Origin of the sequence: Variovorax pasteuri (assembly GCF_051216435.1) — a bacterium.
Classification (GTDB): Bacteria; Pseudomonadota; Gammaproteobacteria; order Burkholderiales; family Burkholderiaceae_C; genus Variovorax.
This window is the reverse complement of record NZ_JBPJZS010000003.1, coordinates 125,729-138,750: the sequence shown is the minus strand read 5'-3', so window position 1 is coordinate 138,750 and position 13,022 is coordinate 125,729. Positions and strand designations below refer to the sequence as shown.

At 70.4% G+C, this 13,022-nt stretch carries 11 protein-coding genes; 5 read left to right on the top strand and 6 right to left on the bottom strand.

Features of this window, described 5'->3' with window-relative positions:
* Window positions 1-12: 12 nt before the first annotated feature.
* Window positions 13-795: an SDR family NAD(P)-dependent oxidoreductase gene (locus ACSFBM_RS14125; protein ID WP_435484908.1), complete on the bottom strand. Its 783-nt coding sequence runs from the start codon at window positions 793-795 to the stop codon at window positions 13-15.
* A gap of 127 nt (window positions 796-922) precedes the next feature.
* On the opposite strand from ACSFBM_RS14125, the gene ACSFBM_RS14120 reads away from it, so the two are divergent.
* The 4 genes from ACSFBM_RS14120 (at window position 923) to ACSFBM_RS14105 (ending at window position 6,178) form a co-directional block, all read left to right on the top strand.
* Window positions 923-3,670 (top strand): winged helix-turn-helix domain-containing protein, encoded by a 2,748-nt coding sequence (locus ACSFBM_RS14120; RefSeq protein WP_435484907.1) that lies wholly within the window; start codon window positions 923-925, stop codon window positions 3,668-3,670.
* Window positions 3,671-3,905: 235 nt separating this feature from the next.
* Window positions 3,906-4,721 (top strand): AP2 domain-containing protein, encoded by an 816-nt coding sequence (locus ACSFBM_RS14115; RefSeq protein ID WP_435484906.1) that lies wholly within the window; start codon window positions 3,906-3,908, stop codon window positions 4,719-4,721.
* A 185-nt stretch (window positions 4,722-4,906) separates the two neighbouring features.
* Window positions 4,907-5,695, top strand: coding sequence for an AP2 domain-containing protein (locus tag ACSFBM_RS14110; RefSeq protein ID WP_435484905.1), 789 nt, complete (start codon window positions 4,907-4,909; stop codon window positions 5,693-5,695).
* Window positions 5,696-5,800: 105 nt separating this feature from the next.
* The gene (locus tag ACSFBM_RS14105) at window positions 5,801-6,178 is read left to right on the top strand and encodes a hypothetical protein (protein WP_435484904.1); all 378 of its coding nucleotides are present in this window, start codon (window positions 5,801-5,803) and stop codon (window positions 6,176-6,178) included.
* Between the two features lie 24 nt (window positions 6,179-6,202).
* Here the strand turns inward: ACSFBM_RS14105 and ACSFBM_RS14100 are convergent, their stop codons facing one another.
* The 5 genes from ACSFBM_RS14100 to ACSFBM_RS14080 form a co-directional block, all read right to left on the bottom strand.
* Window positions 6,203-7,351: an acyl-CoA dehydrogenase family protein gene (locus ACSFBM_RS14100; RefSeq protein WP_435484903.1), complete on the bottom strand. Its 1,149-nt coding sequence runs from the start codon at window positions 7,349-7,351 to the stop codon at window positions 6,203-6,205.
* A gap of 49 nt (window positions 7,352-7,400) precedes the next feature.
* Entirely contained in the window at window positions 7,401-8,960 is a 1,560-nt protein-coding gene (locus ACSFBM_RS14095; RefSeq protein WP_435484902.1) for a long-chain-fatty-acid--CoA ligase, read from the bottom strand.
* Between the two features lie 27 nt (window positions 8,961-8,987).
* Window positions 8,988-10,100, bottom strand: coding sequence for a CaiB/BaiF CoA transferase family protein (locus tag ACSFBM_RS14090; protein WP_435436828.1), 1,113 nt, complete (start codon window positions 10,098-10,100; stop codon window positions 8,988-8,990).
* A gap of 107 nt (window positions 10,101-10,207) precedes the next feature.
* Window positions 10,208-11,344, bottom strand: coding sequence for an acyl-CoA dehydrogenase family protein (locus tag ACSFBM_RS14085; protein WP_435484901.1), 1,137 nt, complete (start codon window positions 11,342-11,344; stop codon window positions 10,208-10,210).
* A 10-nt stretch (window positions 11,345-11,354) separates the two neighbouring features.
* Window positions 11,355-12,560: an acyl-CoA dehydrogenase family protein gene (locus ACSFBM_RS14080; protein ID WP_435484900.1), complete on the bottom strand. Its 1,206-nt coding sequence runs from the start codon at window positions 12,558-12,560 to the stop codon at window positions 11,355-11,357.
* A 206-nt stretch (window positions 12,561-12,766) separates the two neighbouring features.
* Here ACSFBM_RS14080 and ACSFBM_RS14075 point away from each other — a divergent pair, with 206 nt between their 5' ends.
* Complete coding sequence (locus ACSFBM_RS14075; RefSeq protein WP_435484899.1) at window positions 12,767-13,015, top strand: hypothetical protein; 249 nt, start codon at window positions 12,767-12,769, stop codon at window positions 13,013-13,015.
* The last annotated feature ends 7 nt before the right edge of the window (window positions 13,016-13,022 follow it).

The window sequence follows — 13,022 nt, the reverse complement described above, 5'->3', positions numbered from 1 at the left end:
GCGGACCGACGCTCAGCGCGGCGCCATGCGAATGGCCCCGTCCAGCCGCACGCTCTCGCCGTTGAAGTACCCGTTGGTGATCATCAGTTCGGCCAGCGTTGCGTACTCCGCCGGGTTGCCCAGCCGCTTGGGGAACGGCACCGATGCGGCCAGCGCGGCCTTCACGTTGTCGGGCGCGCCCTGCAGCAGCGGCGTGTCGAAGATGCCCGGCAGGATGGTGTTCACCCGAATGCCTTCGCTCATGAGGTCGCGCGCAATCGGCAGCGTCATGCCGACGATGCCCGCCTTCGACGCGGTGTAGGCCGCCTGGCCCATCTGCCCGTCCTGCGCGGCAACGGACGCGGTGTTGACGATGGCGCCGCGCTCGCCGTCTTGCCCCATGTCGAGCGTGAGCATGCCGGCGGCCGACTTGGCGATGCAGCGAAAGGTGCCCACCAGGTTGATCTGGATGATGCGGTCGAAGTTGGCGAGCGGAAAGTGCTTGATCTCGCCGGTGGCCTTGTCGCGGCTGGCGGTTTTCACCGCGTTGCCGGTGCCCGCGCAGTTGACCAGCACGCGCTCCTGGCCGTGCGCCGCGCGGGCCTTGGCGAAGGCCGCGTCCACCTGTTCGTCGGAGGTGACGTCGACCTTGCAGAACACGCCGCCGAGCTCCTTGGCCAGGGCCTCGCCCTGTTCCGAATTCAGGTCGAACAGCGCGACCTTCACGCCGTGGCTGGCGAGGCGGCGCGCGGTGGCGGCACCCAGGCCCGAGGCGCCGCCGGTGACGACGGCGGCAATGCTGGAATCGAGTTGCATCTCTTGAATGTCCTTGAGGTGTCCGGCGAAGGCTATGCGGGGTTTGTGCGGGTTTGTCCGGGGCCAGTTTAGGAAGCAGAATCGCCCGCACGCATCGTCGGAAACGACGGGATTTCAGCCGCCCCGCATGCAGTCCCCCACACACACCGCGCCCTCCCTGCCGGCCACGCCCCCGATCCCCCGGGTTCTGGAAACCAAGCTCAACCCGCCCGCCTTCGTCGCCACGCAGGTGCCGCGCACCGCGCTCGGCGACGGCATGGCCGCGGCGGCCGTGAAGCTGGTGCTGGTGCGCGCGCCGGCCGGCTTCGGCAAGACCACCGCCATGGCGCAGATGCGCGAGCGCATGGAGGCGCAGGGCACCGCCACCGCGTGGCTCACGCTCGACCTGGCCGACAACGACGTCTCGCGCTTTCTCCATTGCCTGGCCGAGGCCGTGCAGCGGCTGGGCGTGGAAGCGCCCCGCACACCCGGCCCCCACGGCCCGTTCGACGCGGTGGCGGCGCTGGCCGCGCACGACTCGCCCTTCACCCTGTTCCTGGACGACTTCGAGCGCGTGCAGGAGCCGGCCGTGCTGGGCCTGGTGCGCGAGATCGTCGAGCACCTGCCGCGGCGCGGGCAGATCGTGATCGGCTCGCGCAGCCTGCCCGACCTGGCCCTGGGGCGGTTGCGCGCGCGCGGGCAGCTGATGGAGATCGACACCGACCGCCTGCGCTTCAGCCTCGAGGAAACCAGCGCCTTCTTCAGCCTGCGCATGGCGCACGCCGCCAGCGCGCTGCCCGCCGACATGCTCGCGCAGCTGCACCGCAAGACCGAAGGCTGGGTGGCCGCGCTGTGGCTCGCGTCGATGGCGCTGGAGCGGCACGGCACCGAGACCGGCTTTGTCGAGCGCTTCTCGGGCTCCGACCGCGCGGTGGCCGACTACCTGGCCGAAGACGTGCTCGCGCACCAGCCGCAGGACGTTCGCGACTTCCTGCTGCGCACCAGCGTGCTGCGGCAGCTCGACGCATCGGTGTGCCAGGCGCTGTGCCCGCGCGCCGATTGCGCGGCCATCCTCGAGCGGCTGGCTGCGTCGAACCTGTTCGTCACGCGCGTGGGCGGCAGCGAAGACGGCAAGGGTGACGGCAAGGACGGCGGCGATGCATGGCGCTATCACAGCCTGTTCGCCGACTTCCTGCGCGCGCAGCTGGTGCGCGAGCAGCCCGGCGAGCTGGCGCGCCTGCACCTTGCGGCCTCGGGCTGGTACGAGTCGAACGGGCGCCCGGTGCCGGCCATCGACCACGCCATCGAAGGCGGCGACCACCCGTATGCGCTGACCCTGCTCGACAGCCATGCCGCCCGGTTCCTCGAGCAGGGCCGCATGCGCATGCTGGCGCGCTGGTTCGCGGCCATTCCGGAACACCAGCTGCGCGCGCACCCGTTCCTGCAGCCCATCGCGCTGTGGGCCACCTGCTTCACGCACGGCCCGTGGGACGCGATGCGCCAGCTCGACGCGTCGGGCTGCCTCGACAGCCCCATCGCCGAAGTGCGCGCCAGCGCCCACACGCTGGTGCCGCTGCTGCTGGCCATGCAGGACCGGCACGACGAGGCCTACGAGGCCGGGCGCATCGCCATGGCGCGCCTGCCCACCGGCCTGGCCTTTGCAGACAGCGTGCTGCTCAACGCCATGGCACACATCCTGGCCGTGCGCGGCGACCCGCACGAGGCGCGCCGCATGCTCGAGGTGGCGCGGCGCGAGCAGGGCGACAGCGCCTTCAACCGCATGTACACCGAGTCGCTGGCCGGCCTGTTCGACCTGCAGGAAGGCCGGCTGCGGCAGGCCACCGCACGGCTGCGCATGGCGGTGGATTCGACCCATGCCGTGTCGTACAACCACAGCCACGGCAACGCCTGGGCCGGCGTGCTGTACGCGGGCGCCGTGTACGAGACCAACCAGCTCGTGCAGGCCGAGCACCTGCTGAACGTGTACCTGCCGCTGGCACGCGACGTGGGCCTGCCCGACCACATGATCCTGAGCCACGTGATGCGCTCGCGCCTGGCGTTCCATGCGGGCGACATCGACGCGGCCTTCCAGGCCCTGACCGAGCTCGAATACCTGGGCCACCACCGCCAGCTGCCGCGCGTGGTGGCCGGCGCCAAGCTGGAGCGCTCGCGCATGCTGCTGCTGCAGGGCAACGGGCCCGCGTCGCACGACGAACTGCTGCGCGCCGAAGACCCCGCGCTGTGGGCGCGCGAACGGCGCCAGCGCCTGCCCGCGCACGACCTCGACTACCTTGCGCTGGCCCGCGCTCGCTGGGACATCGCGTTCGGCGACGCACGCACCGCGCTGGGCGTGATCGACGCCGAGCTGCACGCCGCGCTGGCCTCTGCCCGCAGCCGGCGCGCGCTGTCGCTGAAGGTGCTGCGCGCGCTGGCGCTGCAGCGCACCGGCGACATGGCCGCGGCGATCGACGAGATCCGCGAGGTGCTGCGGACCGCGAGCCAGGAAGGCTTCATGCGGCTGATACTGGACGAAGGGCCGGCCGTGGGGCCGCTGGTGCACCGGTATGCGGCGGCGCAGCATGAAGGCTCGCGCGGCAGCAGCAACGATCCGATCTTGGCCGACTGCCTGCAACGGCTGCTGCAGGCCGTGGGGCCGCCGGCCGCCGGCGAAGCCGAGGCGCCCACCGGCGACACGATGGCGGAGCCGCTCACGCGCAAGGAAATCCGCGTGCTGCAGCTGCTGGCCGAGGGCTACTCGAACAGCGCGATGGCCGAGAAGCTGTTCGTGTCGGACAGCACGGTGCGCACGCACCTGCGCAACATCAACATGAAGCTCGACGCGAAGAGCCGGACGCAGGCGGTGGCCATTGCACGCAAGCTGGGTGTGATTCGCTAGCGCACCCCGGGAACGCCCTTGGGCCTGTGTGGCCGGCAAGCCCCACGACTACCGATTCCGGTGATATCCGCGACGCCGCGCAATCCCTAGCATTCCCTCCAAGAGTTCAAAGACTTCCAACAGCCGCGATAGCCCCTGGCACACGACGTTGGAGGGGCTTTGCGCCCGGCGAGGTTACAGAGCCCGCCGGGAAGGGAGCCACGTCAACAGAGAGCGCCGTCGAGCGGAAGCCACCATGCCCAAAGGAATCCCCAACCCGGCCGCGATGTATGGCATCTATCCTCGTTCGTGGGGCTTCGAGGTGTCGATCGTGCGCAACGGCAACCGCTACTTCAAGCAGTTCGGCCGCGCCAGCTACGGCAGCGAGGCGCAGGCCCTGCTGCAGGCGCAGGACTGGCGCGACGGCATCGTGCGCAGCGTGCCGCCGGTGCCACGGCGCACGCGGGCGGAGAAGCTTCGCGTCAACAACACCACGGGCGTGTCCGGCGTGTTCGCGCAGGTCGCGTCCAGCGGCAAGGTGCGCGCGTGGGTGGCCAAGACTTACCTCGGGCAGGAAGAGATCCTGCGCACCGACTTCGCCGTGAACATGCTGGGCGACGCCGCGCAGGCGCTGGCCATCGAGGAGCGGCAACGCCAGCTCGAGCGCATGGCGGGGCTGGCCCGGCTGCACCCGGCGGAAGAGATGATCCGCACGGCGCCGGCGTCGGCCAGCGACGAGCAACGCTCGCCCAAGCGCTCGAAGTCCGAGATCAAGCGCAGCACCAACTCCAGCGGCGTGAGCGGCGTGCATTTCAAGTCGCCCAACGTCGGCCACCCGGGCTACTGGCTGGCCATCACCTACACCAGCGGCAAGGGCAGCGTGAGCAAGGCCTTCTCCATCAAGGAACACGGCCCCGAGCTGGCCAAGCAGATGGCGATCGAGGAGCGCGAACGCCAGCTCGAGCAGAAGCTGATGTACACCCGCAACGCTGCGGACGCGCTCGCCATGCCCTCCAGCAAGGACCGCCGCCCGCACGGCGCGGCCGCCGCAGAGGCGAGGCCGGGGCAGTGAGGCGGGGGGGCCACGGGAACGCCGTGGCGGGCCTGTCATGCGTCTTGGGCCAGAATGGCGGCCAGAAACGGGCGCCAACGAGCCTCGAACGCGTCAGGGAGCCCACTGACATCGGCCGCCGCACCGCCGCCGACAAGCAACGCAGTACGTCGAACATGCCCAAAGGTGTTCCCAATTCCGCCGCCATGTATGGCATTTGCGCCAGGCCGTGGGGTTTCGAGGTGTCGCTGGTGCGCAATGGCGAGCGCCACTACAAGCAGTTCGGCAAGGCCAGCTACGGCGGCGAAGACCAGGCCCTGCTCCAGGCCCAGGACTGGCGCGACCACATCGTGCGCAGCGTGCACCCGGTGCCGCGCCGCACGCGCGCCGAAAAGCCCCGCGCGAACAGCACGGGCGTGCCCGGGGTCATTCACCGGCTGTCGCCGGCGGGCCGGGTGCGCGGCTGGTTCGCCAAGACCTACATCGCCCCCGACGAGATCCTGCGCGCGGACTTTCCGGTCGACGGGCTGGGCGACGCCGCGCGGACGCTGGCCGTTCGCGAGCGCGCGCAGCAGCTCGATCGCATGACGGGACTGTCGCGGCTGCACCCGGCCGAAGAGGCGATCCGCATGGGTCTGTCGGCCCATGCACCGGGGCTGCGGCAGGGCAAGCGCTCGAAGTCTGAAATCACCCGGCGCAACAACACCAGCGGCGTGAGCGGCGTGCACTTCAAGACGCCCAACCCCAACCATCCGGGCTACTGGCTGGCCATCACTTTCAGCAGCCACCGGGGCAGCGTGAGCAAGGCCTTCTCCGTGAAGGACCACGGCCACGACGTCGCCAAGGCGCTGGCCATTGCCGAGCGGCACAGGCAACTGGCGGAAAAACTGCAGGCCGACGCTTCGGCGCCGGCCCCGCGGCGCACAACGGCGAAGACCCGCACAACCAGGACAACGGCCGGGCGCAGTCCCTCCGGCGTCAAGCGCCGCAACTGACCCATGGCCTGGCCACACGCAGCCACGGCTTCGCCGACCCGGCGAAGCGGCTCGGCCATCGCCTGCCTCATTCCTCTTCCAGCCCGCCCCGGCGGCGGCTCCTCCATGACTCACAAGTCCCTTCACCAATTGCTGCGCGTGGCGTCGCACCTGCTCGACCAGGCGGCGACGGAAATCCGCGCGTCGGACCTCGACCCCGTGCCGCAGAACATCCAGCGCATCGGGCGCGCCCTGATCGAGGTGCTCGAAGTGCAGCGGAAACTCTATGCCGAGGTGCCCGAGCTGCAGCCCAAGACGCTGGCCGCCTCGGCGCGTGAGGACGACGCCAGCCGGCTCTTCACGCAGTTCACCATCGAAGCGCTGGCGCTGGAAGATGCGGGCGACACCGACGCCGCGCGCGAGAAGTACACGCAGTTCATCGGCCTGTCGCCGTCGTACCCGCACCGCGAGATCGCACGCGCAGAGATCCGCCGGCTGTCCTGAGTTTGAAGAGGCCGGCACGCGGGTTCACAGCGCGCGCGAAATCACCTCTTTCATGATCTCGTTCGTGCCGCCGTAGATGCGCTGCACCCGCGCGTCGGCGTACATGCGCGCGACCATGTACTCGCTCATGAAGCCGTAGCCGCCGAAGAGCTGCAGGCACTCGTCGAGCACGCGGCCCTGCGTTTCCGAGCCCCACAGCTTGGCCATGGAGGCGGTGGCGGTGTCGAGCGTGCCGGCCACCAGGTCTTCCACGCAGCGGTCGATGAAGGCGCGCCCCACCTTGATCTGCGTGGCGATTTCCGCCAGCTTGAACTTGGTGTTCTGGAATTCGCCGATCGGCTTGCCGAAGGCCTTGCGGTCGCGCACATAGTCGAGCGTGGCTTGGTACGCGCCTTCCATGGTGGCCAGCGCGCTCAGGCCGATGATGGTGCGCTCGTACGGCAGGTCGCTCATGAGCTGGAAGAAGCCCTGCCCTTCCTGGCCACCGAGCAGCGCGTCTTCGTTCACGCGCACGTCGTCGAAGAAGAGCTCGGAGGTGTCCTGCGCCTTCATGCCGATCTTGTCGAGCACCCGGCCCACGCGAAAGCCCTTGCAGCCCTCGGTCTCCACGATGAGGATCGACGTGCCCTTGGCGCCCTGCGCCGGGTCGGTCTTGCACACCACCAGCACCACGCCGGCCAGGAAGCCGTTGGTGATGAAGGTCTTGGAGCCGTTGATGCGGTAGCCCTCGCCGTCTTTCTCCGCGCGGGTGCGCACGCCCTGCAGGTCGGAGCCGGCGCCGGGTTCGGTCATGGCAATGGCGCCGACCAGCTCGCCGCGCGCCAGCCGCGGCAGGTAGCGGCGCTTCTGTTCGTCAGTGCCGTGGTTCAGGAAGTAGTGCGCCACGATCGAATGCACCGAGGTGCTCATGCCGTTGAGCCCGCGGCGCGCGGCCTCCTCGTAGAACACGGCCTCGTGGCGGAAGTCGCCGCCGCCGCCGCCGAACTCTTCGGGAATGTCCGCGCACAGCAGGCCGAGCGAACCGGCCTTGCGCCAGATCTCGTGGCCGACGTGGCCGCGCTTGCGCGCCGCCTCGTCGGTAGGGACCATCTCGGTCTCGATGAAGCGCACCACGTTGTCGCGGTACAGGTCGAGGTCTTCGTCGCTCCAGGAGCGGCGGAAATCGAGGGCCATGTTGTCGTCCTTGCTTGTATTCGTGGAAAGAGAAATCAGAGAAAAAAGCTCAGCCGACGCGGCGCTCCCTGCCCGCCCAGAAGGGCTCGCGCAACTGGAACTTCTGCAGCTTGCCCGCCGCCGACAGCGGCAGCGCATCGCGAAATTCCACGCTGCGCGGGCACTTGTAGCTGGCGATGAATTCGCGGCAGTGCGCAATGACCTGCGCGGCCTCCAGCGCCATGCCTTCGCGCCGCACGATCACCGCGTGCACGCGCTCGCCCCACCGGTCGTCGGGCACGCCGATGACGGCGGACATCAGCACCTGCGGCAGTTGCGCGATGGCGTTCTCGACCTCGGCCGAATACACGTTCTCGCCGCCGCTGACGATCATGTCCTTCATGCGGTCGACCACGTAGACGAAGCCGTCTTCGTCCATGCGCCCGCCATCGCCGGTGTGCATCCAGCCGCCGCGCAGCGCCGCCTCGGTTTCCGTCGGCTTGTTCCAGTAGCCCTTCATGACCATGGGGCCTCGCGCAACGATCTCGCCGACCTGGCCGGGGGGCAGCTCGTTGTCTTCGCCGTCGACGATGCGCACCTCGGCGATCGAAATGGGCACGCCGGCGGAGCGCAGCAGGCGCTCTCGGTCGGGACCGGGCAGGTGGCAGTGCGGCGGCAGTGCGGTGACCACGGGCGACAGCTCGGTCATGCCGTACACCTGCGCGAACGCGGTCCCTGGAAAGGCGCGCATGGCCTGGTCGAGCAGCACGGCATCGATGGGCGCCGCGCCGTAGGACAGCAGGCGCAGGGCCGACAGGTCGAACTCGGCGAAGCGCGGATGCTCGATCACGCGCTTGATCATGGTGGGCACCAGGAACATCTCGGTCACGCGGGCCGACTGCAGGGTCTGCAGCACCGCGAGCTCGTCGAACATCGGCACCACGTGCATGGGCACCAGCCGCAGCACGCTCTGCAGGGCGATGCCGCAGCCGGCCACATGGAACATGGGCGCGGCGACGATGGCCACGGCGTCCTGCGTGTCGCGCGGCAGCGCGGCCACGGTGCCCAGCGCGTTGATGCACAGGCTGCCGTGCGTGAGCATCACGCCCTTGGGCTGGCCGGTAGTGCCGCCGGTGTACATGATGGCGGCGAGCTCGTCGCCGCTGTGCGGCGCATCGTCGATGGGTGCGGTGGCGGCCAGCAGCGCCTCGTAGCCCAGCATGCCGTCGGGCACCGGGCCGCCGCCGCAATACACCGCCGTGCGCAGCGACTTCGACAGCCCGCGCAGCGCAGGCACCATGGGCGCGAACAGGTCGTCCACCAGCAGGATGCGGGTGTCGCAGTCGTCCAGCGAATACGCGACCTCCTTCGGGTTCCAGCGGATGTTCACCGGGTTGATGACGCCGCCGCCCCACCAGGTGCCGAAGAAGTACTCGGCGAAGCGGTGCGAGTTGAGGCTCATCATGCCGACCCGCTCGCCGGAGGCCATGCCGAGCTGCTTCAGCACAGCGCCCAGGCGCGCCACGCGGTCGGTGAAGGCGGTGTAGTCGAGCCGCGTGTCGCCGCAGACCACGGCGGTGGCCCTGGCTTTTTCCCGGCGTCCCTTGTGCAGGGCTTGGGTGAGGAACATGGGTGTCGTCTCCGTCTTTGTCGTGGTTCAGGCAGCGCCCAGCGGCGCCGTGGCATGCGCCGCCACGCCCCAGCGGCGCAGCACGGTGGGGCCGTCGTCGCTTGCCGTGGCCGGCGGCACCACGGGCGCGGTGCGGCTGAAGCGCGGCGCCGGCGCGGGCTGCACCACGCCGCCCACGGTGGCGAAGGTGCCGCGCGCCACGTTGTGCGGGTGCGCCGGGGCCTCGTCCCAGTCGAGCACGGGCGCGAAGCAGGCGTCGCTGCCTTCGAGCAGCACGCACCATTCGTCGCGCGTGCGGGTGCGGAACACGTCGGCCATGCGCAGCTTGAGCACCGGCCAGCGGTCGGCGTCCATCTGGGCGTCGAAGGCGGGGTCGTCGGCGATGCCGCAGCGCTCGCGCATGAGCGCGTAGAACTGCGGCTCGATGGCGCCCACGGCCACGTACTTGCCGTCGGCGCAGGCGTAGGTGTCGTAGAAGTGCGCGCCGCCGTCGAGCATGTTCTCGCCGCGCTGGTTGCTCCATTGGCCGGCCGACTTGAAGCCGTACATCATGGCCGACAGCAGCGCCGCGCCGTCGGTCATGGCGGCGTCGACCACCTGGCCCTGGCCCGAGCCCTTGGCCTCGTGCAGCGCGGCCAGGATGCCGAAGGCCAGCAGCATCGCGCCGCCGCCGAAGTCACCCACGTAGTTGAGCGGCGGCACCGGCGGCTCGCCCGCGCGGCCGATGGCGTGCAGCGCGCCGCTCAGCGCGATGTAGTTGATGTCGTGGCCCGCCGCGTGCGACAGCGGCCCGTGCTGGCCCCAGCCGGTCATGCGGCCGTACACCAGGCGCGGGTTGCGCGCATGGCATTCGGCGGGGCCCAGGCCCAGGCGCTCCATGACGCCGGGGCGGAAGCCCTCGATCAGCACGTCGGCCTTCTCGATGGCGCCGAGCACCGATGCCGAGGCGCCCTGCGCGCGCAGGTCGACCTGCAGCGTGCTGCGCCCGCGCGCCAGGATGTCGTGCGGCGCGGTGCGCGTGCCCGGGCGCTCGATGCGGACCACCTCCGCGCCCATGTCGGCGAACAGCATCGCGCAGAACGGCCCGGGGCCGATGCCCGCCATCTCGATCACCCGCAACCCCTGCAACGGACCTGGCATGTGTGTCTCCTTGGGCGCCGCAACAGCGGCCACCGTGTGGAGGCATCTTGGCGCGCGGGCGCCGGGGGTGCATCGTCGAAAGCGACGAATGCGGGGCCCGGGGCCGCTCAGGCCGTGCGAAGTTGGGCCACGCGGCGCAGGTGCCAGGCGGCGGAGCCGAACTGGCCCTCGATGAGCGTGGCGCGGCGCACATAGTGGCCCACCGCCAGTTCCTCGGTCATGCCCATGCCGCCGTGCAGCTGCACCGCGCCCTGCCCCACCGCCCGGCAGGCCTTGGCGACGGCCACCTTGGCCGACGAGACGGCGCGCGCTCGCTCGAGCGGCGATGCGGCATCGACCCCCTCGCCCACGCTGGCGGTGAGCGCGGCGGCCAGCTCCAGCGCCATGTGCATGTCGGCCAGGCGGTGCTGCAGCACCTGGAAGCTGGAAATCGGCACGCCGAACTGCTTGCGCTGGCGCACGTAGGCCAGCGTGTCGCGCATCAGGCGGCGCATGACGCCGATGGCCTCGGCGCAGATGGCGAGCGTGGCCTCGTCGTGGGCCTGCTCGATCTGCGGCAGCGCGCCGCCCTCACCTCCCTCGCCGCCCAGCAGGGCATCCACGGGCAGGCGCACGCGGTCGAAGGCGATGTCGGCAGCGCGGCCGCCGTCGCGGGTCGGGTAGGCGCGCAGGCGCACGCCGGGCGTGCCGCTGGGCACCACGAGCAGCGACAGGCCGGCACCGCTGCGCGCGCTCACGATCAGGTGGCTGGCCCACGGCGCGGCCTGCACCACGGACTTGCGGCCGGTCAGCACGAAGCCTTCGCCGTCGCGCACGAGTTCGGCCTGCACGTCGGCGCGGTCGTGCCGGCTTTGCGGCTCGGCGTGGGCGAAGGCCAGCACGGCCTGGCCGGCGACGATGCGCGCGAGCAGCGCATCGGCCTGCGCGCCGGGGTGGCGCTGCAGCAGGCCCGCGCCGATCACCATGGTCGACAGGTAGGGCTCGGCCGCGAGCGCACCGCCCAGCGTTTCCATCAGGGCCAGGTGCGCAGGCATGCCGCCGCCGAGACCGCCGTGCGCTTCGGGCAATGCCGCGCCCAGCAGGTCGAGTTCGCGCGCCAGACCCTGCCAGAACGGCGGCGGTGCGTCGTCGGCGTGGCGCAGCGCATGCAGCCGCTGCTCGAAGCCGTGGCGGTCGTCGAGGTAGCGCGCGAGGCTGTCGCGCAGCATCGCGAGGGTGTGGTCTTGTTCGGTGAGGATGCGCATGGCTGGAACCTCAGTTCGCCAGCAGGCTGCTGGCGATGATGTTGCGTTGCACCTCGTTGGAGCCCGCATAGATGGACGCAGCGCGGTCGTTGAGGTAGGCCGACATGGCGAACACGGCCTCTTCGGGAATGGGCAGATCGCCCTGCAGGCTGTCGTCCAGCGGCAGGTCGGCGGCGGCGTAGTGGGCGGCGATTTCCACGCCGAGCTCGGTCAGGCGCTGGCGCAGTTCGGAGCCCAGCACCTTGCCCATGGAGGGGCGGATGCCCGGCTGCTCGCCGCGGGCCTGTGCGCGCAGCGACTGCAGCTCGGTCGCCTCGATGGCGTCGATGGCGCAGGCCGCATCGGCCAAGCGCAGCGCCATGTCTTGAGCCTCGTGGGTGTCGTGCGCGTCGTGTGCCGCCGCGCCGAAGGCCGCATCGGCCGCCGCCTGCAGACGGCGCAGGCGCGCGCGCAGCATGGGCGCCCAGGCCCCGCCGCGCTCGTGCTGCAGCAGGTACTTGGCGATGGTCCAGCCCTGGTTCTCTTCGCCGATGAGCCCATCGGCCGGCACGCGCACGTCGTCGAAGAACACCTGGTTGAGCTCGTGGTCGCCCGAGATGCTGATGATCGGGCGGATGGTGACGCCCGGCGCCGGCAGGTCGAAGCACAGGAAGCTGATGCCCTGCTGCGGCTTGCCGCCCGAGGTGGTGCGCACCAGGCAGAACATCTTGTTGGCGTACTGCGCGTGGGTGGTCCAGATCTTGGTGCCGTTGAGCACGTAGTGATCACCGTCCCGTACCGCCTTGCACTGCAGCGAGGCCAGGTCGGAGCCCGACTGCGGCTCCGAGTAGCCCTGGCACCAGTAGTCCTCGCCCGAGCGAATGCCGGGCAGCCAGGCGCGCTTCTGAGCCTCGGTGCCGAAGGCGATGATCACCGGCGCGACCATGCCGGGGCCCATGGGGGCGCGCGGCGGCGCGTCGGCGGCGGCCAGTTCGCTGGCGAAAAGGTAGTGCTGCATCGGCGTCCAGCCGGTGCCGCCGTGCTCGACCGGCCAGTTGGGCACGCTCCAGCCGCGCGTGGCGAGGATGCGGTGCCAGCGGTTGCCGAATTCGTAGTCGGTGAAGATGCCCGAGCAGCGACGGCCGGCGGCGCGCAGCGCGGGCGTCAGCTCACGCGAGAGGAAGTCGCGAACATCGTTCCGGAATGCTGTTTCAGCCGCGCTGAGTGTCCAGGCCATGGTGGGGTTCCGTTGGAATGCAGCGGCGAGTGTGCACCGGGGGCGAGGCGACGGCATCGTCGGATCGGACGAGGGCTCACCGCTTTCCGTAGGTTGTGTGCACACCCGGGATAGCCCTCAGCGGCGCCGCCGGACGACCACGCAAAATTGCCAGTCGGGAGTTGTTCTGTGCGCCAGAGAATGCGCTGCGCTCAACGGAGAGCACCATGCACGCGACCCACACACCCGGTTTCTCGCACGCCAGCGTCGAGCGGCTGTGCGACTACGAATTGCCCGAGCCGCCGGCCCGCAATGCGCCAGCCACGCCTGTGTCACCCGTTACCCACGACCCCGGGAAGCTCGCGCTGAACTGGTGGCTGTGGATGGACGAGGTGAACAAGAGCATGTGGCGCCACTACGACGCCTGGCGGGAGCACTTCGACCACTCGACCAAAGGCCCGACGCGCCGCGGCTGAATTCGTT

Bases quoted from the DNA above. Each gene is read 5' to 3' on its own strand.
- ACSFBM_RS14100 (WP_435484903.1), bottom strand. From the start codon at position 7,351: ATGGCCCTCGATTTCCGCCGCTCCTGGAGCGACGAAGACCTCGACCTG.
- ACSFBM_RS14120 (WP_435484907.1), top strand. From the start codon at position 923: ATGCAGTCCCCCACACACACCGCGCCCTCCCTGCCGGCCACGCCCCCG.
- ACSFBM_RS14080 (WP_435484900.1), bottom strand. From the start codon at position 12,560: ATGGCCTGGACACTCAGCGCGGCTGAAACAGCATTCCGGAACGATGTT.
- ACSFBM_RS14105 (WP_435484904.1), top strand. From the start codon at position 5,801: ATGACTCACAAGTCCCTTCACCAATTGCTGCGCGTGGCGTCGCACCTG.
- ACSFBM_RS14110 (WP_435484905.1), top strand. From the start codon at position 4,907: ATGTATGGCATTTGCGCCAGGCCGTGGGGTTTCGAGGTGTCGCTGGTG.
- ACSFBM_RS14125 (WP_435484908.1), bottom strand. From the start codon at position 795: ATGCAACTCGATTCCAGCATTGCCGCCGTCGTCACCGGCGGCGCCTCG.
- ACSFBM_RS14095 (WP_435484902.1), bottom strand. From the start codon at position 8,960: ATGTTCCTCACCCAAGCCCTGCACAAGGGACGCCGGGAAAAAGCCAGG.
- ACSFBM_RS14075 (WP_435484899.1), top strand. From the start codon at position 12,767: ATGCACGCGACCCACACACCCGGTTTCTCGCACGCCAGCGTCGAGCGG.
- ACSFBM_RS14085 (WP_435484901.1), bottom strand. From the start codon at position 11,344: ATGCGCATCCTCACCGAACAAGACCACACCCTCGCGATGCTGCGCGAC.
- ACSFBM_RS14090 (WP_435436828.1), bottom strand. From the start codon at position 10,100: ATGCCAGGTCCGTTGCAGGGGTTGCGGGTGATCGAGATGGCGGGCATC.
- ACSFBM_RS14115 (WP_435484906.1), top strand. From the start codon at position 3,906: ATGCCCAAAGGAATCCCCAACCCGGCCGCGATGTATGGCATCTATCCT.